This window comes from Streptomyces sp. NPDC089915, assembly GCF_040684675.1.
Lineage (GTDB): Bacteria > Actinomycetota > Actinomycetes > Streptomycetales > Streptomycetaceae > Streptomyces.
Window position 1 is genome coordinate 38,040 of record NZ_JBFBGN010000026.1, and the last position, 25,717, is coordinate 63,756.

At 74.8% G+C, this 25,717-nt stretch carries 24 protein-coding genes; 11 read left to right on the forward strand and 13 right to left on the reverse strand.

Annotated elements, in window-relative coordinates; translation table 11 throughout:
* Nucleotides 1-95: 95 nt before the first annotated feature.
* Nucleotides 96-554: a response regulator transcription factor gene (locus tag AB0O29_RS11280; RefSeq protein WP_365149590.1), complete on the reverse strand. Its 459-nt coding sequence runs from the start codon at nt 552-554 to the stop codon at nt 96-98.
* A gap of 386 nt (nt 555-940) precedes the next feature.
* Between AB0O29_RS11280 and AB0O29_RS11285 the strand changes: the two genes are divergently transcribed.
* Together AB0O29_RS11285 and AB0O29_RS11290 are read left to right on the forward strand one after the other, a co-directional pair.
* The gene (locus tag AB0O29_RS11285; protein WP_365149593.1) at nt 941-1,651 is read left to right on the forward strand and encodes a tRNA-dependent cyclodipeptide synthase; all 711 of its coding nucleotides are present in this window, start codon (nt 941-943) and stop codon (nt 1,649-1,651) included.
* Entirely contained in the window at nt 1,648-2,829 is a 1,182-nt protein-coding gene (locus AB0O29_RS11290) for a cytochrome P450 (RefSeq protein WP_365149595.1), read from the forward strand. The genes AB0O29_RS11285 and AB0O29_RS11290 overlap by 4 nt, the downstream gene beginning before the upstream one ends.
* A 71-nt stretch (nt 2,830-2,900) precedes the next feature.
* On the opposite strand, the gene AB0O29_RS11295 is transcribed toward AB0O29_RS11290, so the two are convergent.
* On the reverse strand, nt 2,901-3,314 hold the full coding sequence (locus AB0O29_RS11295; RefSeq protein ID WP_365149598.1) for a rodlin: 414 nt from the start codon (nt 3,312-3,314) through the stop codon (nt 2,901-2,903).
* Nucleotides 3,315-3,496: 182 nt separating this feature from the next.
* Between AB0O29_RS11295 and AB0O29_RS11300 the strand changes: the two genes are divergently transcribed.
* Together AB0O29_RS11300 and AB0O29_RS11305 are read left to right on the forward strand one after the other, a co-directional pair.
* Complete coding sequence (locus AB0O29_RS11300) at nt 3,497-4,489, forward strand: helix-turn-helix domain-containing protein (protein ID WP_365149601.1); 993 nt, start codon at nt 3,497-3,499, stop codon at nt 4,487-4,489.
* A 108-nt stretch (nt 4,490-4,597) separates the two neighbouring features.
* Nucleotides 4,598-5,245, forward strand: a complete 648-nt coding sequence (locus AB0O29_RS11305; protein WP_365149604.1) for a cysteine hydrolase family protein — start codon at nt 4,598-4,600, stop codon at nt 5,243-5,245.
* A gap of 80 nt (nt 5,246-5,325) precedes the next feature.
* Here AB0O29_RS11305 and AB0O29_RS11310 read toward each other — a convergent pair whose 3' ends face one another.
* Entirely contained in the window at nt 5,326-6,660 is a 1,335-nt protein-coding gene (locus AB0O29_RS11310; RefSeq protein WP_365149606.1) for an MFS transporter, read from the reverse strand.
* Between the two features lie 294 nt (nt 6,661-6,954).
* On the opposite strand from AB0O29_RS11310, the gene AB0O29_RS11315 reads away from it, so the two are divergent.
* Both AB0O29_RS11315 and AB0O29_RS11320 read left to right on the forward strand, forming a co-directional pair.
* Nucleotides 6,955-7,557: a CAP domain-containing protein gene (locus AB0O29_RS11315; protein ID WP_365149609.1), complete on the forward strand. Its 603-nt coding sequence runs from the start codon at nt 6,955-6,957 to the stop codon at nt 7,555-7,557.
* Nucleotides 7,558-7,665: 108 nt separating this feature from the next.
* On the forward strand, nt 7,666-8,142 hold the full coding sequence (locus AB0O29_RS11320; RefSeq protein WP_365149612.1) for a hypothetical protein: 477 nt from the start codon (nt 7,666-7,668) through the stop codon (nt 8,140-8,142).
* Nucleotides 8,143-8,157: 15 nt separating this feature from the next.
* On the opposite strand, the gene AB0O29_RS11325 is transcribed toward AB0O29_RS11320, so the two are convergent.
* The 3 genes from AB0O29_RS11325 to AB0O29_RS11335 form a co-directional block, all read right to left on the reverse strand.
* Nucleotides 8,158-8,997 (reverse strand): dienelactone hydrolase family protein, encoded by an 840-nt coding sequence (locus AB0O29_RS11325; protein WP_365149615.1) that lies wholly within the window; start codon nt 8,995-8,997, stop codon nt 8,158-8,160.
* 80 nt (nt 8,998-9,077) lie between these two features.
* Nucleotides 9,078-10,484, reverse strand: coding sequence for a hypothetical protein (locus AB0O29_RS11330; RefSeq protein ID WP_365149618.1), 1,407 nt, complete (start codon nt 10,482-10,484; stop codon nt 9,078-9,080).
* 166 nt (nt 10,485-10,650) lie between these two features.
* The gene (locus AB0O29_RS11335; RefSeq protein WP_365149621.1) at nt 10,651-11,316 is read right to left on the reverse strand and encodes an intradiol ring-cleavage dioxygenase; all 666 of its coding nucleotides are present in this window, start codon (nt 11,314-11,316) and stop codon (nt 10,651-10,653) included.
* A 185-nt stretch (nt 11,317-11,501) separates the two neighbouring features.
* Here AB0O29_RS11335 and AB0O29_RS11340 point away from each other — a divergent pair, with 185 nt between their 5' ends.
* A complete protein-coding gene (locus tag AB0O29_RS11340; RefSeq protein ID WP_365149624.1) occupies nt 11,502-12,143 on the forward strand; it encodes a TetR/AcrR family transcriptional regulator in 642 nt (213 codons plus the stop codon).
* Nucleotides 12,140-13,522, forward strand: a complete 1,383-nt coding sequence (locus AB0O29_RS11345; RefSeq protein WP_365149627.1) for a carotenoid oxygenase family protein — start codon at nt 12,140-12,142, stop codon at nt 13,520-13,522. Before AB0O29_RS11340 ends, AB0O29_RS11345 begins: the two co-directional genes overlap by 4 nt.
* 11 nt (nt 13,523-13,533) lie before the next feature.
* Here AB0O29_RS11345 and AB0O29_RS11350 read toward each other — a convergent pair whose 3' ends face one another.
* Together AB0O29_RS11350 and AB0O29_RS11355 are read right to left on the reverse strand one after the other, a co-directional pair.
* Nucleotides 13,534-13,965, reverse strand: a complete 432-nt coding sequence (locus AB0O29_RS11350) for a nucleoside deaminase (protein ID WP_365149630.1) — start codon at nt 13,963-13,965, stop codon at nt 13,534-13,536.
* Nucleotides 13,962-14,828, reverse strand: a complete 867-nt coding sequence (locus tag AB0O29_RS11355; RefSeq protein ID WP_365149633.1) for an LLM class flavin-dependent oxidoreductase — start codon at nt 14,826-14,828, stop codon at nt 13,962-13,964. The genes AB0O29_RS11350 and AB0O29_RS11355 overlap by 4 nt, the downstream gene beginning before the upstream one ends.
* Nucleotides 14,829-14,922: 94 nt before the next feature.
* Here AB0O29_RS11355 and AB0O29_RS11360 point away from each other — a divergent pair, with 94 nt between their 5' ends.
* The gene (locus tag AB0O29_RS11360) at nt 14,923-15,402 is read left to right on the forward strand and encodes an Lrp/AsnC family transcriptional regulator (protein WP_365149636.1); all 480 of its coding nucleotides are present in this window, start codon (nt 14,923-14,925) and stop codon (nt 15,400-15,402) included.
* Nucleotides 15,403-15,472: 70 nt separating this feature from the next.
* Here the strand turns inward: AB0O29_RS11360 and AB0O29_RS11365 are convergent, their stop codons facing one another.
* The 4 genes from AB0O29_RS11365 to thpR form a co-directional block, all read right to left on the reverse strand.
* Nucleotides 15,473-18,520 (reverse strand): tetratricopeptide repeat protein, encoded by a 3,048-nt coding sequence (locus AB0O29_RS11365; RefSeq protein ID WP_365149639.1) that lies wholly within the window; start codon nt 18,518-18,520, stop codon nt 15,473-15,475.
* On the reverse strand, nt 18,520-20,388 hold the full coding sequence (locus tag AB0O29_RS11370) for an HSP90 family protein (RefSeq protein ID WP_365149642.1): 1,869 nt from the start codon (nt 20,386-20,388) through the stop codon (nt 18,520-18,522). Before AB0O29_RS11370 ends, AB0O29_RS11365 begins: the two co-directional genes overlap by 1 nt.
* A gap of 81 nt (nt 20,389-20,469) precedes the next feature.
* Entirely contained in the window at nt 20,470-21,447 is a 978-nt protein-coding gene (locus AB0O29_RS11375) for a hypothetical protein (RefSeq protein ID WP_365149645.1), read from the reverse strand.
* A 78-nt stretch (nt 21,448-21,525) separates the two neighbouring features.
* On the reverse strand, nt 21,526-22,146 hold the full coding sequence (gene thpR, locus AB0O29_RS11380) for an RNA 2',3'-cyclic phosphodiesterase (RefSeq protein ID WP_365149648.1): 621 nt from the start codon (nt 22,144-22,146) through the stop codon (nt 21,526-21,528).
* A gap of 147 nt (nt 22,147-22,293) precedes the next feature.
* On the opposite strand from thpR, the gene AB0O29_RS11385 reads away from it, so the two are divergent.
* Nucleotides 22,294-22,647 carry an NTP pyrophosphohydrolase gene (locus AB0O29_RS11385; protein ID WP_365149650.1) on the forward strand — a complete coding sequence of 118 codons (354 nt, stop codon included), beginning with the start codon at nt 22,294-22,296 and terminating at the stop codon, nt 22,645-22,647.
* Between the two features lie 100 nt (nt 22,648-22,747).
* On the forward strand, nt 22,748-25,216 hold the full coding sequence (locus AB0O29_RS11390; protein ID WP_365149653.1) for an MDR family MFS transporter: 2,469 nt from the start codon (nt 22,748-22,750) through the stop codon (nt 25,214-25,216).
* A 57-nt stretch (nt 25,217-25,273) separates the two neighbouring features.
* Here the strand turns inward: AB0O29_RS11390 and AB0O29_RS11395 are convergent, their stop codons facing one another.
* On the reverse strand, nt 25,274-25,582 hold the full coding sequence (locus AB0O29_RS11395) for a hypothetical protein (RefSeq protein WP_365149656.1): 309 nt from the start codon (nt 25,580-25,582) through the stop codon (nt 25,274-25,276).
* Nucleotides 25,583-25,717: the final 135 nt, after the last annotated feature.

A 25,717-nucleotide genomic window follows, 5' to 3' on the forward strand; every position in this document is an offset into this window, starting at 1 on the left:
CGGGGCCCTGTGGCGGTTTCGTGACATGGCCAGGACATACGTGGCGCCCGGCGGTCCGCCGCCCCCCCCGGCACGGCGGTCGCGGGGCCCGGGAGTCACGGCGGGTCCTCCGCCCGGACCGGCGCCCCGCCGTCCGCGCAGCCCGCCCCCCCGGCGGCCCCGAGACCGGCGCCCCCGGCCGCCACCGTGCGCACCGCGTGCAGGACCTCCTCGCGCCCGGCGCCCTTGACCAGGTAGCCGCGGGCTCCCGCGCGCAGGGCGGCGAGGAGGGTGGCGTCGTCGTCGGCCATGGTCAGCACCAGCACCCTCAGTTCCGGGTGCTGCTCGCCGAGCAGCCGGGTGGCCTCGATGCCCGAGCCGTCGGGCAGGGTCACGTCCATCACGACGACCTGCGGCCGGCCCGCCGCCACGGCGCCGGACAGCTCCGAGAGGGTCCGGGCCTCGCCCGTGACGTGGAGGTCGCCGGCGCTCTCCAGCGCCGGCCTCAGCCCCTCGCGAAACAGCGGGTGGTCCTCGACGATCACCACGCGTACCCGCGTCTTCCCGGACTGCATGGGCCCACTATGGGCGATCGCGGCGCCCGAACCCGGTCAGGCCTGCCCGGGACCGCCGTGCGCCTCCGGAGGAACGCTCCCGGAAGAGGGACTCTTTCCGGCCCTCCCGATCCGGCCACTCGGTACATGTGACCCATCCGGCGATCTTGTAGGGGAAAGGTGTTAATGAGCCAAAGAACCTGTCTGATCGTCACCTTGGTGGGCAGAACAACAACCCCACAGGTCACAGCTGTTGACTCGGGCAACATCTCAGTCCATAAGCCGAGACGAACTGTGCGGTAATCCAACCGGAGCCGTGCTTTGCGGATAGGTTCTGAGCGTCGCCGCCGCACCCGGGACACGGGGTCCGATCGGGGAATCGCGGCGACAGGGACGTGACCACTCCCATGACCACAGCAATTCGGACCAGCGCCTTCCGCGTTGACCCGTACACCCCGCACTGCCAGGTCATCGCTGGTGAAGGCGACCACGCCGTCATCGGCATCTCGCCCGGCAATTCCTACTTCTCCGCCCAGCGCGTCCACGCCCTCGCCGAATGGGCCCTGGACAACTTCCGGCAGGCCGACCTCATTTATACGGATCTTCACGTGGCTGAAATGTATGTGGCCACGGGCTATCCGGAAGATGAGGCCCGTCGGAAATCCGTCAAAAACCTTCGCGGCGTACGCGCCAAAGTGACCAACGCGGTGGCCGACATCGACCCGTCGGGGACCCGCCTGCGCGGGAGGCCCATGTCCTCCCTCCAGGGCATCCCCGCGTACGACCGCATGCACGCGGACCTGCTGGAACGGCTCGGCTCCGATCCGGCGTTCGCCCAGACCGCCAACGAACTCGTGGACATCTTCCTGTCCTCCAAGGTGCTCGGCGGCCAGCAGGCCACCGAACACCAGCGGAAGGTCTGCCTCGACTACGTGTGCGCCGAGGCACCCCTGTTCCTCGACACCCCCGCGATCCTCGGGGTCCCCTCGTCGCTGAACTGCTACCACCAGGCGCTGCCCATGGCGGACCTGCTCTACTCGCGCGGCGCCGGACTGCGGGCCTCCCGCAACCAGGGCCACGCCGTCGTCACCCCCGCCACCGAAGGAGACCAGCTGTGACCACCCACGCGGAGCCGATCCTCGACTTCCCGTTCACGTGGGACGGCACCCACCTGCCCGCCCAGATCGACGAACTCGCCCCGGTGGTGAAGGTCCGCACCATCGCCGGAGCCGAGGCCTGGCTGGTCTCCTCGTACGAGCTCGTCAAGCAGGTGCTCGAAGACGACCGGTTCAGCCTCAAGAACACCTCCGACCCGGGTGTGCCCCGCCAGTACGCGCTGACGATCCCCCCCGAGGTCGTCAACAACATGGGCAACATCACCGGCGCCGGCCTGCGCAAGGCCGTCATGAAGGCCATCAACCCCAAGGCCCCCGGCCTCCAGGAGTGGATGGAGGGGCACGCCGCCGAGCTCGTCGAGCGGATGCTCAGGCACGGCGCCCCCGTCGACATCCGGACCATGTTCACCGACCCCTTCTCGGAGGCGATGCACTGCCAGATCCTCGGCATACCGCAGGAGGCGGCCCCGCTGCTGTCCGAGTCGCTGCCGATCGCGTTCATGAACAGCCCCCGCGAGATCCCCGCGGCCCGGCTGAACTGGGACCGCGACATCGCGTACATGACGGCCCGGCTCGACGACACCGAGCAGGGTCTGGTCGGCGACCTCGCGAAGCTGCGCGGCACCGAGGGCTACGAGCACGTCAGCGACGAGATGTTCGCGACCGTCGGCGTCACCCTCTTCGGCGCCGGCGTCATCTCCACCGCGGGCTTCCTCGCCATGGCCCTGGTCACCCTGCTCACCCACCCGGAGGAGGCCGACCACCTCGCCGACCACCCGGAGCTGATGCCCCAGGCCGTGGACGAGCTGCTGCGGATCAACCTGTCCATCGGTGACGGCCTGCCCCGCCTGGCCATGGAGGACATGACCCTCGGCGACGTCGAGGTGAAGAAGGGCGAGCTGGTCCTCGTGCTGCCCGAGGGCGCCAACTTCGACCCCTCCGTCTTCCCGGACCCGCACCGCCTCGACTTCACGCGGGCCAACTCCTCCGCCCACTTCTCCTTCGGCGGCGGTTCCCACTACTGCCCCGCCACCGCCCTCGGCAAGAAGCACGCCGAGATCGGCCTGCGCGCCGTCCTCGCGGCGATGCCCCGGCTGCGGCTGGCCGTCCCCGTCGAACAGCTCGTGTGGCGCACCGGCTTCATGAAGCGGCTGCCCGAGCGCCTGCCGGTGATGTGGTAGCCCCCCACCGGTCCCGCTGACGGCACGACGATGCCCCCCACCCCGGACGCGGGGTGGGGGGCATCGGCCGTTCAGCTGCCGGCGGAGGCGTTGCCGGAGAGGACCGGGATGTTGTCCAGGATGTGCGAGAGCGGCTCGTCGCCCTTGGCCTGGGTGGAGTTCTCGGTGCACTGCTGGTTCTGCGGGTTGGACAGGACGTTGACGTCCTGGACGCCGACGTTGGCGAGGATGGCCACGAGCGACTGGGCGTTGACCTTCACCGGCAGGCCGATGCAGGGCTTGTTCGCGGAGCCCTGGATCAGAGAGGCCTGCGGGCTCATGTCGCCCGCGGTCTTCTGGTTGCCGTAGATCTGCTGGGCACCGTTGCCGTTGACGGTGTTGATCCCGTTGTCGTTGCCGATGGCCATGGCCGGGGCGGCAGCGGCAGCGCCCGCGCCGATCGCGGCGGCGGTGGCTACGGCGGTGACCATCATCTTCTTCAGCATGCTCGAAACGTTCCTTGTCCTGGCGGAGGACCTGCCCCGGCCGGGGAGGTCGTCCTGGTAACGGCGGACGGCCCGCGGAGGTGGCGCCGTGTCACCCGAATGCCGGGCAGGCCATCCGCGTGTCCGAATGTGACGGGGAAGCGTCATTGCGGACGTGCGGCGGCCGCGGCGAGGATGGACACATGTCCACCGCACACCGTGTCGTCATCGCGGTCTTCCCCGACGTCGACCTCCTCGACGTCACCGGCCCCGCAGAGGTCTTCGCGCTGGCCAACCGCGAGACCGCGGGCCGGGCCGGGTACGAGGTCCGCCTCGCCGGGCCCGCCGCCGGGGCCGTACGCACCTCGGCGGGCGTCCGGCTGCTGACCGACGTCACGTTCGCCGAGGTCGGCGCCGAGGTGGACACCCTGCTCGTGCCGGGCGCGGTCGACATGGCCGGGGGCGGCCCCGTCGCCCGGGTCGACGAGGAGGTCGTGGCCTGGGTGCGGGAGACCGCCCCGCACGCCCGGCGCGTCGCCTCGGTCTGCGTCGGCGCCCACCTGCTGGCCGCCGCCGGGCTGCTGGACGGGAGGACGGCCACCACCCACTGGTCGACCGCCGCCCAGCTCGCCGCCGACCACCCGGACATCACCGTCGACCCGGACCCGATCTTCGTACGGACCGACCGGGGACGGCTGTGGACCGGGGCCGGCATCAGCGCCTGCCTGGACCTGGCGCTGGCCCTGGTGGCCGAGGACCTCGGCGAGCAGACAGCGCTCGCCGTGGCCCGGCAGCTGGTGATGTACCTCAAGCGGCAGGGCGGCCAGAGCCAGTTCTCCGTCCCGCTCAGCCGCCCGCCCGCCGGGCGGCGGGAGATCGACGAACTGCGGCTGTGGATCGCCGACCACCCCGACGCGGACCTGTCCGCACCGGCCCTGGCCGCCCGGATGTGCCTGAGCGAACGGCACTTCGCCCGCGTCTTCAAACAGGAGACGGGCACCAGCCCCGCCGCCTACGTCGAAGCGGTCCGCGTCGAACTGGCCCGGCGCCTGCTGGAGACCACCGACTGCCCGCTCGACCAGGTCGCGGCCACCTCCGGACTCGGCTCTGCGGAGACCCTGCACCGGGCCTTCCGGCGCCAGCTCGCCACCACCCCGGCGGCCTACCGGCGCCGCTTCCGCACCCAGCCGGCCTGACCCGCCCGCACCCCACCCCACCCACCGGCGCGATGCCGGCGGGGCGCCGGGCCCTGCCCGTTCGCCCCGCCCGTCCGCGCCACCACACGTCCCGATGAGAGGCATCCCATGAGCACCACGACCACCACGACCACCTCCGCCACGACCGCGTCCGCCACCCTGCGCGTGCTGAGCGGACTGGACAACGAGCCGCCCCGGCTGGCCGACTCCGTCCTGGTTCTGATCGACTTCCAGAACACCTACCGCACCGGCGTGATGGCCCTGGAGGGCGCCGAGGAGGCCGTCGCGGCGGGCGCCCGCCTGCTGGAGCGGGCCCGCGCCGCCGGCACGCCCGTGGTCCACGTCGTCCACGACGGCGGCGAGGGCAGCCCGTACGACGTCCGCGAGCACATCGGCGCCCTCAGCGACGAGGTCGCCCCGGCCGAGGGCGAGCCGGTCGTGGTCAAGAACTTCCCCAACGCCTTCCACGCCACCGAGCTGGAGAAGACCCTGGAGGGCCTGGGCTTCGGCGCCGGCAGCGGCAAGGACCTCGTCCTGGCCGGGTTCATGACGCACATGTGCATCACCTTCACCGCCCAGCAGGCCTTCAACCTCGGCTACCGGCCCACCGTCGTCGCCGAGGCCACCGCCACCCGCGCCCTGACCGCCCCGGACGGCACCGTCGTGCCCGCCGCCGCCCTCCAGGCGGCCGCCCTGACGACGATCACCGACATGTTCGGCGTGGTCGTCCCCACGGCGGACGCCCTGCGCGCGTGACCGGGGACCGGCCCGCCGCCGTGACCGCGCCGGACCCGGCACGGGCACGGCGGCGGGCCGGTCACCACCGTCGCGGCGTCCTACCGCCGCGCCGCCTCCTCCTCGGCCCGGCTGAGCGCCGCGTTCCGCGTGTCCGGCATCAGCAGGTACGTCACCAGCGAGACCAGGGCGCACCCGGACACGTACCAGAAGAACGCCTTCTCGTGCCCGCCGTTCTTGAACCACAGCGCCACGTACTCGGCCGTGCCGCCGAAGAGGGCGTTGGCGATCGCGTACGGCAGCGCCACCCCCAGCGCCCGCACCCGGGTGGGGAACAGCTCGGCCTTCACCGCCGCGTTGATGGAGGTGTAGCCGGTGACGATCACCAGCGCCAGCAGGGACAGGCCCAGCGCCTGCCAGTACGAGGACGCCGAGCCGAGCGCCGTCATGATCGGGTAGGTGCCGACGGTGCAGCCCACCGCGAAGGTGATCAGCAGGGGGCGGCGCCCGATCCGGTCGGAGAGCATCCCGGCGAAGGGCTGGAGCACGGCGAAGAGCGCCAGGGCGGTGAAACTCACCAGCGTGGCCGTGTTCTTGGCCATGCCCGCGCTGCCGACCAGGTACTTGGTGAGGTAGGTGGTGTACGTGTAGTACGCGACGGTACCGCCGAGGGTCAGCGCCATGACCAGCCCCGCCTGCCGCCGGTGCTCCCACAGCGCCTTGAGGGAGCCGCGCGCGCCCTCGTCGTGGGCGCCGCCCTCCTTGAAGGCGTCCGTCTCCTGGAGCCGGCGCCGCAGCCAGAACACGACGAGCGCGAACACCGCCCCGAGCGCGAACGGGATCCGCCAGCCCCAGCTGCCCAGCTGCTCCTTGGTCAGCGTGTGCTGCATCGTGATCAGGATGCCCAGGCCGAGCAGCTGACCGCAGGTCATCGACACGTACTGGAACGAGGACCCCAGCCCGCGCCGGCCCTGCGCCGAGGCCTCGGTGAGGTAGGTGGCGCTGGCCGCGTACTCCCCGCCGATGCTCATCCCCTGGAGCAGCCGCGCCAGCAGCAGCACGACGGCGCCGAAGTAGCCGGCCTGGCCGTAGGTCGGGGCGACGGCGATCAGCAGGGCCGCCACCGACATCATGGTGACGGTGAGGGTGAGCGCGCTCTTGCGCCCGTGCCGGTCGGCGGCCCGTCCCAGGATCCACCCGCCGACGGGACGCATCAGGAACCCGACGGCGAAGATCCCGGCCGTGTTCATCAGCTGGGTGGTCGGATTGTCGCCGGGGAAGAAGGAGTCGGCGAAGTAGATGGCGAAGCTCGCGTAGACGAACCAGTCGTACCACTCCACGAGGTTGCCGAGCGATCCGCCGATGAGGGCGAGACGGCGCCTGCGGCGCTCGTCCCCCGGCGACGGGGGAGCGAGCGTGACGGCGGACGAGGACATGGCGGCTCCAGACGGAAGTCCCTGATGGGGAGGGGTGGTTCCCCGGATGCGGGGGAGTGCCCAGCCTGGATCGGCCACCGCACCCGGACAACCCCCGTCACCCAGAACTGACGCTCCGCTAAGAAAACCGCACACGCCCCGCCGCCGTCCCGGGAACCGGCGGGTTCCCCGGCCGTCGCGCCGGCGCCCCGGCCGGAGCGCGGTTCTCGGCCGCGTGGCGGGCGGAGGGGCGCGATGGCAGGCTGGCCTCATTCCTGATTCCGGATTCCTCCGTGTCCGCAGGAGGTGGGACCCGTGAGAAGACCCGTTTCCCCGGCCCGTATCGCGTTGAGCCTGGCGACCGCCGGATGCCTCGCGGCCGCGCTCGTACCGGTGGCGGCCGCCCCCGCGTCGGCCGCCTGGTGCGACCCCGCCGCCTCCGCCCGCGCGCCGGGCACCGCCGCCGAAGCGGCGCGGCTCGCCGTCGCCTGCCTGGTCAACGCCGAGCGGACGCAGCGCGGACTCCAGCCCCTGACGAGCAACCCGTCCCTCACGGCCGCGGCCCGGCAGCACACCGCCGCCGCCGTGGCGCTGAAGTGGTGGGGGCCGGGGAAGGACGCGCACCGCGACCCGCAGACCGGCTCCACCCCGGAGAGCCGGATCAAGGCCGCCGGCTACTGCCCGAACCCCCGGTCCTGGGCCGTCGCCGAGATCGCGTACACCGGCTGGGGCGGATCCGGCAGCCCGAAGGCCGCCGTCACCTGGTGGATGAACAGCCCGCCCCACCGCAAGATCATCCTGGACGGCTCGCTGCGCGAGTACGGCAGCTGGGCCCAGGACGGCGCGGCCGACCGGGCCGGGGCCGGGGCGAGCGGAGCGGGTACGTACGTGGTGACCTTCGGCCGCTGTCAGCAGTGACGGACCGGCCCGCCGCACGCCCAGCGGGTGCGCGGCCCGCCCTGATGGGCAAAGCTGGACCTGGCGGCGGCAGCGCCGGCAGCGGAGCCTACTGGCGAGGAGGGGCTCGTGGACGCTTCAGGAGACGCGCGGCGGCCCCGCGCGGCCCGGCCGTGGGCGCGGAAGGCCGGCCCGGCGTGCGCGGCGGCCGCCCTGGCACTGGCGATGGCCGCCGCCCCCGCGGCCGCGCACGCCCCCGCGGACCCCTACCCGGTCGTGGTCGTGGACTGCTTCTCCGCGGCGCAGGTGCAGCCCGAGGAGTACATCCTCGCCTGCGGCGACGGCAACAACCGCCTCGTCGGTCTGCACTGGCGGACCTGGGGGACGAGCACGGCGACCGCCACCGGCACCGACATGGTCAACGAATGCCGTCCGGACTGCGCGGCGGGCCGCTTCCGGCCCTACCCCGTGACGGTCACCCTGAGCGCGCCGCGCCCCTGGCCCACCCATCCCGGGGTCCAGCGCTTCACCGTGATCCGGCTGCTGTACACGGACACCGCGCCGGAGCCCGTGGACAAGGACGTCACGTACAAGCTGGTGTGGTGACCCGGGCGCCGCCGCTCACGCGGCGGTGCCGGGGACCTTCCCGAGGAGCTTCTCGCGGAACAGGTCGAGGACCGTGTCCAGCGCCTGCCGGGTGGGCTGGCCGGGCTCGTCGACGAGGTGTTCCGTCAGCACGGAGTGCGGGGGCATCGGGCTCCGCGGGTTCGCCGCGCCGTCCTCCAGCTCGACGGCAACGAACGCGTCACCCAGCTCACGGCGCAGGAACGCGAACCGGCCCCCGGGCGACAGGCGGTCCCCCTCGAACCGCAGCCCCAGGACCCGGAGCCCCTCGCGCTCGCAGCGCCCGCGGACCACCGCCAGTTCGTCCGGGGCGATGTCGATGGTGGCCGCCCGGCCCGGAGTCCAGGGCAGCGGGAGGGAGGGCTGCGCCAGCACCGGGGCGAGCAGCCGCTCGTCCGTGGCCATGGCGAGGGCGAAACCGCCGGTCAGGCACATGCCGACGGCGCCGACCCCGGGTCCGCCGCAGCGCTCGTGCTCGGCGGCCGCCAGCGCGCGCAGCCACCGCACCACCCGCGAGCTGCGCCCCGTCGCCAGGAGCGTGAACTCCCGGCTCACGCACACCTGCCACATGGTCGAGGCGACGGTGCGGGCGGTGCCCGGCCAGCCGGCCGTGGCGGGGTTCGCGTCCCGGCCGGGCGTGCCGAAGAGCACCGGGAGGACGGCCGTGCAGCCGGCGTCCGCGACGTGCTCCGCGAACTCGAGGACCTTGGGGGTGACCCCGGGGACCTCGGCCATGATGATCACCGCCGGCCCCGTTCCCCGGCGCAGGATCCGCCGGGTGGCGCCGTCGTGGGTGAACGTGCTCTTGCCGAAGCCGGTCAGGTCGTGGTCCGCCACGGCCTCCCCTTCCGTCGAACCTCCTGGACGGCCTCAAGTTACCGGCCCGTAGGCGCGGTTGGTCAAGAGTTGGCGGGCGGCTAGCGCCCGGCGCCGCCGGAGGCGAGCGGCCACTCTCGGTGCAGGGAGCCGAGCGGGATGCGGCGTTCCAGGACGGGGGTGCCGAACAGGGAGAGCTGGAGGTGCAGTTGCCCGTTCAGGTCGATCCCGCCGTACAGGGCCCAGGCGCCGCCGCCCGAGGTCTTGCCGTCACCGGACGCGGAGGCCTTGGCGTCGGCCTCGCCGCGCAGGTAGGGGGCGAAGTCGGCGCCGACGCCGACGGCCCCGTACAGGCCGACGGAGGCCTCGGCGCCCAGGGCGCCCTTGACCCGTCCGGCGGCGGCGACGGTGGCCTTCACCGGGGTGCTGTGCACGGCCGAGGTGCTGACCGGGGTCCAGCCCTTGCCCGCGGCGTAGCTGCCGCCGACGCGGAAGTCGCCCTTGACGTCCTGCTGGACGTCGAGGGTGACCTGGCCGTCGGCCTCCACCTGGATGTAGGTGGTCAGGTCGAGGTTGACCACGACGGGGACCGGGCCCACCTGGATGACGGGGGTGCTGTGCAGCTTGGCGAACGGGATGCGCTTGGGCGCGCCGGTGCTCGCGGCCGCGCGGCCCTTGAGGGCCCACTGGGAGGACCAGTCGCCGCTCATCCCGAGGAAGGCGGCGCTCGGGGCGGAGCCGATCCTCGTGCCCGTGTAGGAGAACTCGACCTGCGGCGCGAGCTGCACGAACCCGGAGACCGAGGCGCCGGCCGAGGCCGGGGCGTCCTTGGCGGTGTCGATGGCGGCGTTCACGTCGAGCCGGAGGTTGCCCAGCGGCAGCTTCGCGCCCTCGGGGCCGAAGCGGGCGCCCTCGCCCTTGGCCCAGGAGAAGGTGACGCCCTTCATCAGGGGTTCGACGACCATCGAGGAGGGGTCGACCTTGACCTTTCCGTCGGCCCTGGCCTCGCCGAGGGCGGCGGAGAGGGTCGTGGGGGCGGTCTTCACCTCGGTGCCGCGGTCGGTCTTGCCGACGACCTCGGTGACCTTCGCGAGGAGGCCGTCGGGGGCGCCGGGCGCCGGGGCGCTGGCGATGACGTCGCCCACCGCGACCGGCTTGGCGGGGGAGGGGGAGGCGTCGGAGGGCGGGTTCTGGCCCCCCTTGGGGGGCTGGGGCTTCGGGGCCGGGGCGATGACGGCCCGCTGGGTGCCCTTGTCGTAGGAGGCGACCCGCAGCGAGGACTTCTCCGGCCGGCCCTCACCGGTGGCGGTGCGGGCCACGGGTATGGGGTCGGCCGGCCCCTGCGGGGCGGCGGCGACCTCCAGCCGCTGGTCACCGCCGGCGGCCGGGGCGCCGGGGGCGGCGCCCGGGGCGGCGGAGTCGGTGTGTGCCGGAGCGGAGCAGCCGGCGGTGGCGAGCGCCAACGTGGTCAGGCCGGGAAGCAGGAGGCGTTGGGCGAACGTGCGCACGTAGAGAGAACCATTCGGTAAATGGGGGGAATTGAACGCGTTACCGAGAAGTAACGTGAGGGTTGATCATGACATGGCCGGACGGGTCCGGTCATCTCGGGATCAGGCCAACTCCCCTGCCTCACCTGAAGGTTGAAACTTCAAAAGCACAAGGCGGCGGCGCCGCTCAGGCGATGCCCACGGTGTAGGCGGCGCGGTACCCGCCGGCGCCGTCCGCCACCGGCGCCAGCGTCATCGTCCCGGCGGCCGCCCGGAAGCGGTCGTCGTGCGCGTTGGGACTGCGCGGGGCCTTGCGCCGGGCGTACGGCTGACGGGCGTAGACCTGTCGCAGGAAGTCCTCGGGCAGGAAGAACTGCGAGGTCGTCTCGGTGCCCGCGCCCGGCCGCACCTTGAAGTGGATGTGCGGCGCCAGCCCCGCGTACCAGCCGGGCACGATCGTCCGGAACACGCACCGCCCGGCCGCGTCGGTCACCTGGACCCCGCGCAGATAGGTCTCCCGCCCCTCCGAGTACACCCCGGCGGCGTCCGCCTGCCAGATGTCCACGGCGGCACCCGCCAGCGGACGGCATCCGTTCGCGGCCCGCACCACCGTCAGCTCCAGCCGCAGCGCCGTGCCCTCCCGCCCGTCGGTCACGTCGGACCGGGTCCGCCCCGGGCCGGCGTAGTTCGGCCCCGCGCCCGCCTTCACGGCCAGCACGCAGTCCGGCGCGGCCCCGCCCGTCGGAGCGGCGGCGGGACGGCCGCAGCCGGCCGCCAGCGCGGCCACGGACGCCGATCCGGCCGCCAGCAGGAGGGCCCGCCGCCTGGTCGGGAAGGTGCCGTCGTCGCTCATGCGAACCTCTCACGCGGGTCCCGGGGCCGCCGACCCGGACGGCCGCCCACCGCAGCCCACCGTGCCGCACCCCGCCGGCGGGCCCCGTGACCGACACACGGCCGACCGGGCGGTGCCGCGTCCTGCGACGGTGGGTCACCACACCGGGGTGGTAACGGTGTTACCCATCAGATACGGTGTTTCTCATGACGGCAACGCTCTACCAGGACGCCCTGCGGGCCGGCCAGGAGGCCGCCCGCGCCGCGGTCCTCGACCGGGCCATCGGCCTGCTGGTCACCGAAGGCATACCCGCGCTGACGATCCGGCGGATCGCCGCCGAGATCGGCGCGTCGACGAAGGTGCTCTACACCGTGTTCGGGGGCAAGGAGGGCCTGATCGACGCGCTGTACCAGGAGGGGTTCGCGCGCTTGCGCCGTGCGCAGGAACAAGTCCCGCGCCACCCAGACCCGTTCGCCCACCTCCGCGACCTCGGGACCGCCTACCGCGCGCACGCGCTGGCCGAACCGGCCTACTACCGCGTGATGTTCGAGCAGGCCGTACCCGGCTACCGCCCCGCCGCGGAGTCCCTCGCCCTCGCCGAGGAGGCCTTCGGGGTCTCCGTCACCGCCGTCGGGGCCTGCGTCGAGGCGGGGGTCTTCCGCCCCGGTGACGCCCGCGAGATCTCCAAGCTCCTGTGGGCCGCCGCGCACGGGGCCGTGAGCCTGGAGCTCGGCGGCCACTTCCCGCCCGACACGGCGGCCCGCCGCTACGAGGCGCTGATGGCCGCCGTCGCCGGGGCCTTCCTCGCCGGACCCTCCCGCGCCACCGGCCAAGGACACCCCGCATGACCAACCCCGGAACACCCCCCAACCGCTACCTGTCGGGGAGCTTCGCCCCCGTCACCGAGGAGGTCACCGCCCACGACCTCCCCGTCACCGGCCGGATACCGGCCCACCTCAGCGGCCGCTACCTGCGCACGGGCCCCAATCCGCTGGGCACCCAGGACCCCGCCTCCCACCTGTGGACCCTGGGCGAGGGCATGGTGCACGGCGTCCGCATCCGCGACGGCCGCGCCGAGTGGTACCGCAACCGCTGGGTCCGCTCCGCCTCCGTCGCGGACCGGCTCGGCGAACCCCGGCGCGGGGCCCCCGTCGACGAGCGGACCGACTTCGCGCCGAACGTCCAGGTCGCAGGCCTGGCAGGGCGGACGTACGTCCTCATCGAAGGGGGATTACGGCCGTACGAGCTCAGCTACGACCTGGACACGATCGGCGCCTGCGACCTCGGCGCGACACCGGAGGGGTACAACGCCAACGCCCACTCCGTCTTCGACCCGCGCACCCGCGAACTGCACTCCCTCGCCTTCCGCTACGGCGCCGAGCACGTCCAGCACATCGTGATGGACGACACCGGGACCGTCCTGCGCACCACCACCATCGCGGCCCCCGGCGGCCCCTACATGCACGACTTCGCGCTCACCGAACACCACGTCGTCCTCTACGACGGCCCCGTCGTCTTCAGCCCGGCCCACCTCTCCACCGGGGTGCCGTTCGTCTGGGACCGCGCCCGTACGGCGCGCGTGGGCGTCATGCCCCGGGCCGGCGGCGAGGTGCGCTGGTTCGAGGTGGAACCGGGCCTGGCCGGCCACACCCTCAACGCCCACGAGACCGCTGCCGGCGTCGTCGTCGACCTCGTCCGCCACCCCGAGGGCTTCGACATCCGCGACTTCGGAGCCAGCCGCCCCACCCTGGACCGCTGGACCGTCGACCTGGCCGCCGGACGGGTCCGGGAGGAGCGCCTGGACGACCGGATCCAGGAGTTCCCGCGCCTCAACCCCGCCTTCACCGGCCGCCCGTACCGCTACGGCTACACCGCCGTGACCGAGCTGTACGCCCCGCGGACCGGCCCCGGGGACCCGCGCCCGGACGCGGGGTTCAGCAGCGCGCTCCTCAAACACGACCTGGTGCGCGGAACCACCGAGGTCCACGGGTTCGGCCGACACGCGGCGGTCGGCGAGGGCGTGTTCGTGCCGGCCGGACCGGCCGCCGCGGCCCCGGCGGACGAGGACGACGGCTACGTGATGGCCTACGCGCACGACCCGGAGCGCGGCGCGGCCGACCTGGTGATCCTCTCGGCCCAGGACTTCACCGGCCGCCCCCTGGCCCGTATCCACCTGCCCGTCCGCGTCCCGCTCGGCCTCCACGGCAACTGGGTCCCCGACCACTGACACCGGCGCCGTCAGCGGTAGTACCCGCGCACCACCGGCCCCACCTCGTCGAGCAGCGCCGGGCCGTCCCGGGGTACGGGCGGGCGGCCCGAGGGGGGCCGGATGTCCAGGAGCTGCGCGCCGGACAGGGCGAACACCACCCGCCGCAGGCCCGCCAGCCGGATCACCGGCTCGCACATTCCGCACGGTTCGCAGCTGGTGTACATCGTGGCGGCGGCCGCCGCGGCCGGGTCCAGCTCCCGCGCCGCCCACCGCGCCAGCTTCAGCTCCGGATGCGCGGTGATGTCGCGCTCGGTGAGGGTCGTGTTGCGCTCCTGCGCCAGCACCGTCCCGTCCGGGGCCGCCAGCAGCGACCCGAACGGCGGGTCGCCCGCCGCCCGGGCCTCGGCCGCGAGGGCGATCGCCCGGCGCAGGAGGGCGTGGTCCGCGGGCGTGGTGGTCACGGCTGCTCCGTTCGAGGGGTACGGGGGAGTCCGAGCCGCTCGGCCACGGCGGCCAGGGCCCGCCAGGCGGCCTGCGGCCGGTGCGTCTCGGCGGGGTCGCCGCCGTACGGGTCCAGGACGACGGACTCCGCGCCCAGCAGGCGCAGTTCGCGGAGGTCGTCCATGACCTGGTCGACCGTCCCCTCGCCCGCCGGGCGTTCGGGTCCCTCGACCGGTCGCCCGGTGATCCGCAGCGCGATCCGGGGGGCCAGCGCCGGTACGGGGACGCCCTGTTCGCCCGCGTACTCCTCCAGCCGGGACGCCGCCGCGCGCAGCCCCGGCAGGCCGACGCGCAGCGGATGCCAGGCGTCGCCGTACCGCACCGCGCGCCGCATCCCGGCCGCGCTGTTGCCGCCGACCCACACCGGGATCCGGCGCGGGCCGTAGCCGGCGGTGTCGGCCCAGGCGGCCCGGAGGCCGCACAGGTGCTCGTCCGTGAGGCGGCCCCGCCGTTCGAACGGGATCCCCAGCGCGGCGAACTCCTGCCGTGCCCATCCCACCCCCACCCCGAGGACCAGCCGGCCGCCGCTGAGCTCGTTCAGGTTGGCCGCCATCCGGGCCGTCAGCAGCGGATGCCGGTAGGGGGCGACGAGCACCGTCGTCCCGAGCCGGACCCGGGTGGTGACGCCGGCCAGCCAGGACAGGGTGGTGAACGGTTCGTAGAAGGGCGCCGGATAGCGTTCGGCGACATCGGGGGTGACGGCGACGTGGTCCGAGACCATCAGCAGGTCGAACCCCAGCCCCTCCACCGTGTGGGCCCAGTCGCGCAGGACGCCCGGGTCGGTGCCCGGGCCGAAATTGAGGACGTTGACTCCGATCTTCACGCCGCCGAGCCTAGCCAGCCGGTACGGGCTTCCAGAAGGGATTCCCGCCGGTCCAGGGGGCGTTCGCCCGTGGATCGCCCGGTAATCTGGCCCGATGACCGAGAGTCTTGATCCGACGGACTGGGCGATCCTGGAGGAGGTCCAGTGCGACGGCCGGATCCCCTTCACCGAACTGGCGCGGCGCGTCAGCCTCAGCGCGTCGGCGACCACCGAGCGGGTCCGCCGGCTGGAGGCCCTCGGGGTGATCACCGGCTACCGGGCCGAGGTCGACCTGGAGCGCACCGGCCACGGCGTGCTCGCCGTGGTCCGCCTGAAGTACCCGGGCACCCGGCACGAGCCGCTGCGCCGCCTGCTGGCCGAGCGCCCGGAGATCCTGGAGTGCCTGCGCACCACCGGGGACGACTGCTACGTCCTGCGCGTGGCGGCCACGTCGATGGGGCACCTGGAGGAGGTCGTCGACGCGCTCGCGCAGTTCGGGAGCACGACCACGAACCTCGTTTTCAGCCGGACCCTGCCGCTGCGCGGCCCGCGCGCGCCCCGTCCGGCCTCCCGGACACCGGACGGCACCCGCTGACCCGGGACGCGCCCGTGCCCGGCGTCCGGGGGTCCGGACGCCGGGCACGGGGCGGGGCGGGCGCGGGGGATCAGGCCTCGCGGGAGGCGGTGATCTCCTGGCGCAGGTCCTCCAGGACGCGGGCCGCCTCGGGCAGGCCGCGCTGCTCGCAGCGGGCCGCGCCGGCCGCGAGCCGGGCCACCGCCGCGGCGGTGCGGCCCAGGCCGTTGTGCTCGATCAGCGCAGCCACGCGCACGGCCTCCGCACGCGGCGTCTCGCCGTCCGCCCCGCCCCGTTCGTGCGCGGCCACCGACGCCTCGGCCTCGGCCAGGGCCTCGGTGAAGCGCTCGCCGTCCGCGAGGACCAGGGACCGCCGGTAGCGTATGCCGCCCTCCTCGAACCAGCGGGTGAACTCCTCGGTGTCCTCCACCTGCGCCGCGCACACCGCGTCGGCCTCCGCGAGGCGGGCGAGCGAGTCGTCCACCCCCTCCGCCCCCCGGGCAGACTGGTTCAGGCGGGCGAACTCCCGCATCATCTGCGTGATCACCGAGGGGTTCGGGGCCTGCGCGTGCGTGGCCACGGCCCGCGCGTACGCCGCCCGCGCGGCCTCCCAGCGGTCGCCCGAGGCGAGCGCGACCGCCGCCTCCGAGGCCACCGACGTGAGCACCGCCTGCCCCTCCCCGCCCCAGGCCGGGGCGGAGTCGGCCAGCCGCAGGAACTCCTCGGCCGCCGCGAGGTGTTCGCCGAGCTCCCGCAGCCCCCGGGCCAGGCTCAGCCGGCCCTGCGCGAGCAGCCGCGGATCGAGCGAGCCGGCGTTCGCGTCGGCGACCACCGACTCCAGCACCGCGACGGCCTCCGCCGCCCGGCCGGCGCCGCGCAGCAGGTCGGCGAGCTGGAGCCGGACATCGGCCGCCTGGTCGTGGTCGCCCGCCCGGTCGAAGCGGTCCGCGGCCTCGGAGAAGTGCCGCACGGCGCCCCCGTGGTCCCCGGCGTGCACGGCCGCGTGGCCGAGCATCGCGTAGGCGGGGGCCAGCGGGAAGGCCGAGTCGTCGTGCCGGACCGTGAGGGCGATCGCCTGGTGCAGCAGCTCGACGGCCTCCTCGTGCCGCCCCTGCGCCATCAGGACCTGGGCGAGCACCGCCCGGGGCCGGTTGCCCTTCCAGGGCCGTTCCGGCGCGCCCGAGGCCAGCTCCTCCAGCACCGCCCGCAGCCCCCGCTCGGCCAGGTCCGCCTCGCCGAGGCGCAGGGCGAGGTTCGCGTCGAACTCCAGCGCGTTGGCGGCCTGGTGGGCCACGCCGAGCCGCAGCGCCTCCGCGCGCAGGGCGTCGGCCGCCGCGTCGAACTCCGCGCGGGCGCTCCCGGACGCCTCCGGGGCCCGGGCCATCACCTCGTGGAAGGCGGCGTACGCCCGGGCGTACAGCACCGCCAGGTAGCGCCGGGAGGCGATGCTGTCCGGCCCGCTGCCGGACACGGCGCCGTCCGTCCCGGGGACGTCGTAGGCGGCGCCCGCGTCCGTGCCGGCGGCGGCGAGCTCCGCCGCCTCCCGCACGAGCGCGTCGAGTCCGGCCCGCACCTCCTCGAATCCGGAGCCGGAGCCGGAGCCGGAGCCGGGGCCCGCGTCGGCCGTCGCCCGCTCCTCCCGGGCGTCGGGCCGGACCTCCCAGGCCAGGGCCATCGCCCGGGCCACGAGCACGTCCCACACCATGCCGGCCCGCTCGAACAGCCCGGCCGCCTCCGTCATCGCCGCGACGGCCTCGTCGGCGAGGTCGCGGACCCGCAGGGCGAAGGCGCGCTGCTCGGCGAGCTCGGCCCGCAGCCGGCCCTCCGGGCCGAGCCGCTCGTCGTGCAGGTAGCCCTCGGCCTCCGCCGCCTCGGCGATCCGCGCCCACAGCGGGGCGTCCCCGGGATGCCCGAGGGCGTCGAGCCGGCGCGCCTCCCGCACCAGCTCGACGAAATCGCCCGGCACCTCCCGTACGGCCGGTACGGGGACGGCCGCGCCCGCGTCCGCCGGGGCGGAGGGGCGTACGGCGGCCACGGCCGTGCGCAGCCCCAGCGGCAGCGGCTCGGCCAGCAGCGGCGTACGCTCCAGCCGGGCCCGGCGCCGGTCCCCGACGGCCGTCGTCCCGTTGCGCGCGTCGAAGGCGGCGGCCAGTCCGTCCGCCTCGGGGCGCACGACGGCCAGCAGTTCGCCGGCCGTCCAGTTGCGGCCCGGCGGACCGGCGACCGGAGTGCCGGCGTGCCCGTCCGCGACGAGCCGCGCCAGCAGCACCTCCACGCCCGTCAGGAACCCGAGGCGGTTCAGCGGGGCGCCGGCCGCCTCGAACAGCGGCCGGTTCTCGGCCAGGATCTCCAGCCCCCGCCCCTCGTTGCGGGTGAGCGCGCAGAACTCCACGTGCAGCCCCACCTCCTGCTGCATCCCCGCCCTGCCGCGCACCGCCCGGTACCCGGTCAGATGGTGGGCGCGCGCCTCGTCGGTCCGGCCCAGGCGGACCAGCGGCAGCAGCGCCCGGGCCCGGCTCGACTGCGGTTCCTCCGAACACGTCGAGGCACCCGTGAGCACCGGCTCCCACAGCTCCAGCGCCGCCGCGTCCGCACCCTTGCCGGCCCGGTACAGCGCGTGCGTCCGGGTCTCGCAGGCCTCGCAGTCGCTCAGCGGGGTCCGGGGCCGCGTCGCCCACAGGTCGTACGCGTCGTCCACGCCGGCCCCGGTGTGGGCGGCGAGGTGGTAGCGCATCGCCGCCACCGGCTGTACGCCGTGCCCGTCCGCCTCGTACCGCTCCCGCATCCGGCCGGTCCACGCCTCGATCACGGCCAGCGGGACGTCGGGCACCTGGAGCAGGGAGGTGGTCACCCACTTGAACCGCCACAGGACCTGGCCGGCCTCCCACTCGCTGAACGCGCCGGGGGAGTCCTCCCACAGCTTCAGCAGCCGCGCGAAGACCACCGGCGCCTTGCGGTGCTCGCCGGTGAACTCGTACGCCGTCATCAGCTCCATCAGCGCCGTGACCAGCACCTCCGGCTTGTCGAACGGCTCGGCGGCCTCGACGAGCTCCTCGGCGGTGATGGTGCGCTGCAGCCCGTGCGGGCGGTCGTGGTTCTCGCGCAGCGCCTCGAACACGGCCTCCGGGGTGTCCGTCATCAACGTTCCTTCCGGGTGTCGGAACCGGACGCGGCGCCGTCGCCGCCCCCGGGATGCATGGCGTGGGTGAGCAGGCCGATGAAGGCCCGGTTGAGCAGGGCGCTCTCGCTCGCCTTCAGCGGACGGCGGCTGAGCAGCAGGGCCTGCCCGTAGAGGGACTCGGCGGCGGCGACGGCCAGCCCGCGCTCCCCGATGGTGACGGCCTGGCGCACCAGCGGGTTGAGGTGGTTGAGGACCAGCTGGGCGCGCGGGGTCTCGCTGCGCAGCGAGCCCAGGATGTCGGCCCACAGGCCGTCGCTGTCGGAGGCCAGCGTGGAGCGGGTCCGCTCGTGGCGGGCCTCCCGGTTGTCGAGCAGCAGCGCGGGGGCCGTCACCGGCTGGAAGTCGCGCAGGACGACGTCGCAGTCCTGGGCGGCGATCACCTCCCGGGCGATGCCCAGGAACGCCGCCGCGCGGATCTCCGCGGACGGTTCCACGGCGTCCAGGTGCGCGGTGACCGTGGCCGGGTCCAGGTCCGTGACGGCCGTGCCCGGCCGGATCTCCGGCAGCCGGTGCACCAGGTCCCGGTCGTAGGTGTACCCGCCGTTGACGACCCCGAGGCCGGCCGCGGCGGCGATCGGCGCGACCTGGCGGAACTCCTCGACGCTGCGGGTGACGAGGACGGTGGCGTGGGTCCGGGCGAACTCCTCCAGGGTGACGTTGCCGTCCGTCGTCTCGAACGGCAGCCACGGCAGCACGATGCGCAGCAGCTCGTCGTCGTAGCGGGCGAGCGCCTTCACCGCGAGGTGGTGGACGTCGATGAACCGGTGCAGCAGCGCGGGATCGCTCGCCGCGAGCCCGGTGAGCCAGTCGCGGATGCGCACGCCCAGCGCGTCGCGGACCGCCGACAGGGTGCCGTCCTCGTACAGCGCCTCGCGGGAGGCGGTCGGGCGCAGGCTGGTGGTGTCGACGACGCAGCGCACGAAGAACGCCCACTCGGGCAGCAGTTCCGTGGCCCGGTCGGTGAGGAGCATGCCCTTCAGGTGCACGCGGTGGCCCGCGCGCTGCGCCGGGCTGAGCGCGGTCGGCAGCACGTACGCGACACCGCGCAGCCCGGCCGCCGGCAGGTCGAGCTCGATCGTGTCGAGCGGCGCGAAGTCGAAGACGTCACGGCAGTAGGCGGTCAGGGCCTCGCGGCGGGCCAGCGGCGAACGGTGCTCCCGCTCCCACGGCGGCGCCGCGTCGATCCGGACCGGGGAGGCGTCCGGTCCGGTGACCGTGACCTCGTACAGGAGCAGGCTCCCGTAGTGCCGGGCCAGCTCGACGACCCGGGCGGGGGACGTCCACTCGGCGTTGTCGGCGCGCGGGGCGAGCCGGACCGTGGTGCCGGGCGGCACCGCCGCGTCCGCGGGCAGGGTGCGGATGGTGTAGCGGCCGTCGGAGTGGCCGCGCCATTCGACGGCGGGCGCGGCCGGGTCGCCGGCGTGCCGGCTCACCACCGTGATCTCGTCCGCGACGACGAAACAGGCGAGCAGGCCGATGCCGAACTGCCCGATGAAGTCACCGCGCGCCGCGTCGAGCCCGGCCCCGTCCAGGACGCCGTCCGGGGTCCGCTTGGAGCTGCGGCCGATGGTGGCGAGGAAGCGGTGCACGTCGGCCTCGGTCAGGCCGATGCCGGTGTCGGTGACGGTGAGCCCGTCACCGGTGCGGACGGTGATGGACGCGGGCGCGTACGGATCGGCCGCGCGGCGGGCCGTGATGGCGTCCACGGAGTTCTGCAGGAGCTCGCGCAGGTAGACGCGCGGGCTGGAGTAGAGGTGGTGGGAGAGCAGGTCCACCAGGCCGCGAAGGTCGACCTGGAACGTGTGGGCGGACTCGGAGTGCGGCACCTTGCGGGATCTTTCGACGGGCACACCGCGGCCGCGGCCTGCGGCCGCGCGGTGTGCGGGGGAGAGGAGGTCGCGGGCCGGTCAGGCGCCGACGGACGAACGGTGGCGGCGGTAGGCCGTGACCGGGTCGGCGTTGACGTAGTTCCACGGGAACTCGGTGACGGTGTCCTGTGTGAGCGCGAAGCAGCGGCGGGCCGGCTCGCTCTCGCCGGCGAGGGAGAAGGCCAGCGCGAAGCTGTTGCAGACCTGCGCCCACCCCCTGCCGCGCTCGGCGCCGGGGTGCAGGACGGAGCGCTCGGCGGCCTCCAGCAGGGAGGCGGCGGTCTCCGGGCGGCGCATGTACCGCCAGTCGGGCCCGTCACCGAGGGAGAGCCAGTGCTCGATGTGTCCGAGGGCGACGAGCTGCCCGAGGGCGCTGCCCTCCGGGGCGGCGAGCATCGACGCGCGGGCGAAGGCGTGCATCTCCTCGTGCGCGCCGCCCCACTTCTCGCAGACCTGCTGCAACTGCTGCTGGTGGGCCCGCAGATGGTACGGGTCCCGGCGTACGACCGCCTCGAACCGGCGCCGGGCCACGACGGGCCCGACCTCCAGCCCGCGCCCGCTGACCTGGAGGAAGTGCCAGGGCGAGACCCACGAGGGGGCCAGCTCGGCGGCCCGGTACAAGAACCCCTCGGCCTCGCGCAGCCGCTCGTGGAACACGTCGAACCGCTCGCGCGAGACGTCCGCCGCCCGCGCCCCGGTCCGGGCCTCCCAGCCCCAGTTGATCCAGCGGGCCCCGGCGACCAGCAGCGGCAGCGCCGAGCCGGGCTCCGCCGCGATCGCGTCGGGGATCCAGCGCTCGACGCCGGCGGTGTCGCCGACCGTCCACAGCAGCCAGGAGCGGTCCCCGTCCTCCGGGTGCGCCGTGAGCCCGTCGCGGACCGCCGGCCAGTCGGCCGCCTCGGCGGCCTCGCGGATCCGCGTCACCACGGGATCCCCGAAGTCCTTCTCCAGCCTCGGCGCGGGCGCTCTGCCCGCCCATCGCCTCAGCGACGGCCCCGCCCCCCGGAGCAACGCCATGACCCACCCCTTGCTGTGCACGTTTCCTGGCAGGGGGCAACGGTCTCCGCCCCCGTGGAGGTAGTGAGTATCACGGGGTCAGGTGGATCGCACAACCGTTTCCCGGCCAGGTGCTCGGTTCCCGCCCCGGAACGCCCACGACTCGATGTCGCGGTAGTGGATCGGCCCGGGGCCGCGCCCGATGTTGCTCCCGACCAGGTGCAGCCGCCCGGTGTGCCAGGGCCGGCCGGAGAACGCGCCGAGCCCGGCGGCGGCCTCCGTGACGCTCGCGGTGTCGCTCCGGCGGGAGCGGGCCAGCGTCAGATGGGGGCGCAGCGGCCGGCCCTCGTAGGGGATGCCGCACTCGGTGACGAGGGAGCGGACCTCGGAGGCCAGCAGGTGCAGCCCGTCGAGGTCCCCGTCGATCCCGGTCCACAGCACCCGCTCGTCGAAGTGCCCCCCGCCGCGCAGCGCCAGCCGCAGGGGCCGGCGTATCGCGGCGAGGCCGGCGAGGGGCCCGCGCAGGCGGGGCACGGCCGCGACCGGGAGCTCGCCGAGGAAGGCCAGCGTGATGTGCCAGTCCTCGATCCGGTTCCACCGCATGCGCGGGTAGGCCGCGTAGGCGGCCGCGAGCTCCCGCTCCAGCTCCCGCTTGGCGTCGTCGGGCGGGGCGAGGGCGATGAACACGCGGACGGTCGGGCTGTGGGTCTGATGCTTCACAGGGGACTTCGTACCGTGTGACGGCCGCCGGAACCAGCTGACGAAGGGCCGGGCCCCGACCGAGCCCCCGGCCCGGGCCCCCGGTCAGGCCTCCGGCAGCACGAGCCGGACCTCGGAGAGGGAGGGCTCGCGTGGGAGGATCGCGGCATGAGTGAGCGCCCGGTGCTGATCGTCGACGCCGCCAACGTCGTCGGGTCCGTGCCCGACGGGTGGTGGCGGGACCGGAAGGGGGCCGCCGAGCGGCTGCGGGACCGGCTCGCGGGGCGGGACGGCGGTGAGGAGGTGATCCTCGTCGTCGAGGGGGCCGCCCGGGGCGTCGAGTCCGTACCCGGGGTGCGGGTCGAGTCCGCGTCCGGGAGCGGGGACGACCTCATCGTGGAACTCGCCGCCGCCCACACCGGCCGGCCCTGCACGGTCGTCACCGCCGACCGCGCGCTGCGCGAGCGGGTCCGCGCGTACGGCGCCGAGTGCGCGGGCCCCCGTACGGTGCGGCCGGACTGAGGGCCGTCGCGCGGACGATCCACGCCCCGGAGGGCCCGGCGGGCGCCGGTCTCCCGGGCCCGGGTCCATCTCCGCCGGACTGTTGGCATACTTCGTGCCCGTGGACCAGTTGATCGCAGCAGACCCGACCCGCATCGGCCCGTACCGTCTGATCGCCCGGCTGGGCGAGGGCGGCATGGGCCTGGTCTATCTGGGCCGTTCCGAGGGCGGGCGCACCGTCGCGGTGAAGGTCGTACAGGCCGAGCACGCCGGGCACCCCGAGTTCCGCAGGCGCTTCGCCCGTGAGGTGGCCGCCGCCCGGCGGGTGGGCGGTGACTGGACGGCGGCGGTCCTCGACGCCGACCCGGAGGCCGCCGTGCCGTGGGTGGCGACGCAGTACATCCCGGGGCCGGACCTGCGCACCGTGGTCGCCGAGGACTTCGGGCCGCTGCCCGAGTACTCGGTGCACATCCTCGCCAACCGGCTCGCCGTCGCCCTGAAGGCCGTGCACGACGCGGGCCTGATCCACCGCGACCTGAAGCCGTCCAACGTGCTGGTCACCGTGGACGGGCCCCGCGTCATCGACTTCGGCATCGCGCGGGCGATGGACAGCCTCACCGCGGACAGCCTGCACACCCGTACCGGCATGCTCATCGGCTCCCCGGGCTTCATGTCGCCGGAGCAGGTCCGCGGCCGCGAACTCACCCCCGCCAGCGACGTCTTCTGCCTCGGCGCCGTCCTCGTGTACGCCTCGACGGGCCGGCTCCTGTTCGGCGCCGCCGACTCCGGGCTGAACGCCCACCTCTTCCGGGTCGCCGAGGAGGAGCCGGACCTCACCGGCGTACCGCAGCCGCTCACCGGCCTCGTCCGGGCCTGCCTGGAGAAGGATCCGGCCGCCCGGCCGACCCCCCGGGAGATCGCCGAACGGACGGCGGCCGAACCGGCGGGGGAGTGGCTGCCGGGCAGCGTACTGGCCCAACTCGGCCGTCGCGCCGCCAGACTGCTGGACTGGGCCCCCGAGGAGACCGCGGCGGAACCCGTCTCGCCGCCCGACCCCCGCATCCCCTCGGTGCCGCGCCAGCACCGGCCGGTGCCCACGCCGCCCCCGTACGCGCCCACGACCCCGGCCGGCACCCCGTCCGAGGAGCGGTCCGTCCCCGCACAGGGCTTCGGGCCGCCCCCGGCCGCCCTGCCCGACCCGGCGGCACCGCACGCACCGCACCCCAGGCGCCGGTGGGGCCTGGGCGTGCTCGCCCTGACGCAGCTGCTGGTCCTGCTCGACCTGACGGGCTTCAGCTTCGCCGACGGCGGCCCGGACCCGGTCACCGCCTACGCGGTCGCCTTCGCCGGGCTGCTCCTGCCCGGCGGGTACCTGTGCGACCGCCTGGGCGCCAAGCGGGTTCTGATCATCGGACTGTCCGGCTTCGCACTGGCCTCCGCGCTCAGCGGCGCGGCCGCCGATTCAGGCCTGATGACCGTGGCCCGCGTGCTGCAGGGCGGGTTCGCCGCCCTGCTGACACCGGCCACGCTGTCCCTGGTGTCCACCGGATCCACCGAACCGAGGGAACGCGCCCGGGCCTTCGGGATCTACGGGGCGGTCGCCGCCGGCGGCGGCGCGCTCGGCCTGTTCACGGGCGGCTGGCTCGCGCAGATCGCGTCCTGGCGCCTCTCGGAGTACCTCTGCGTCCCGCTCGCGGCGCTCGCGCTGACCGGCGCGGCCAAGCTGCTGCCGGGCCGCCCCTCCGGCGAAGGCGCCCGCCCCGACCTGCTCGGCGCGCTGCTCGGTTCCGTCGGACTCGCCGTCCTGGTCTACGGCATGGACGAGGCCGGCGGGCTCGGCTGGACCGCTCCGCAGGTCCTGGGCTCCGTCGCGGCGGGCGTCCTGCTGCTCGCGGCCTTCCTGTGGCGGTGGAGCACGACCTCCGGCGCCCCGTCGGCGGAGCACCCCGGCGGGCGCCGCGACCGCGTCGGCTGCGTCCTCGCGATGGTCCTGACCGGCGCCGGCTTCCTGGCGCTGCTCCCCACCCTCGGCATCTACATGCAGTACGTCTTCGGCTACGCCCCGGGCATGACCGGGGTGATGATCCTGCCGCTGGGCGCCGCGGCCGTCATCGCCGCCACGCAGGTCTCGGCCCGCCTCCAGGACCGCGTCGCACCCCGGGTGCTGATCGTGTCGGGACTGGTCGCTGCCGCCGCCGGGATGCTGGTCCTCGCCGGGGTCGACTCCGACAGCGCGTACGGTACCCGGATGCTGCCCGGCATGCTGCTCGCCGGCCTCGGCAGCGGTCTGGCCTTCGGGCCGCTGTTCGCCACCGCGACCGCCGGCGTCGCCCCGCTGCGCTCCGGGACCGCCTCGGCGCTGGTCGTGATGGCCCAGCAGGCGGGCGAGTCGATCGGTGCGGCACTGCTCGTGGCCCTCATCACCGCCCGCCTGGACGCCGCGTCGGAGGAGACGCGGTCCGAGGAGCTGATGCACGGCTACAGCGACACCCTCTGGTGGGCGGGCGGCGCCCTGCTGCTGGCGGCGCTGGCCGCCGGTGTGCTGATCAAGGCCCGGGCCCCCGAGGAGTCCGGCTCCGCCACCGGCTGACCGGGGGCCGGGCCGAGCGCGACTCGTCGACGTTCCGGCCCCGCCGCGGACTCCGCGTCAGAACGGCGGCTCCTCGCTGTAGCCGCCCTTCCACGAGGCGCGCGCGGCCACGAGGCGGGCGCGGTGCTCGCGGGCCGCGACGTCGGACGCGTTCTCCAGGCCGCCGGTGTCGTGCCCCCACGCCCTGAGCGCGTCCGGGACGAGGTCCCGGTGGCGCCGGTCGTCACCGGTGGCCAGCAGACGCCGGGCGTGGACGGCCAGCGCGGTCCGGTGCGGGGCGAGGAGGGGGTGCTCGACGAGGGGGACGGCGGCGACGAGCGCGGCGTCGCGCACGTCGGGGTGGTCATGGCCGAGGAGGGGGCGCACGGCCGAGAAGAGGGCCGGGGGGGGGGGGCGGGCCCCCCCCCCCCCCCCCTACAACTGGCGGGAAAACCCCCCCGGGGGCCGCCGCCCCCCCCCCCCCCCCCCGTCGGGCGCCGCGCGCGCGGGGGGGGCGGGCCG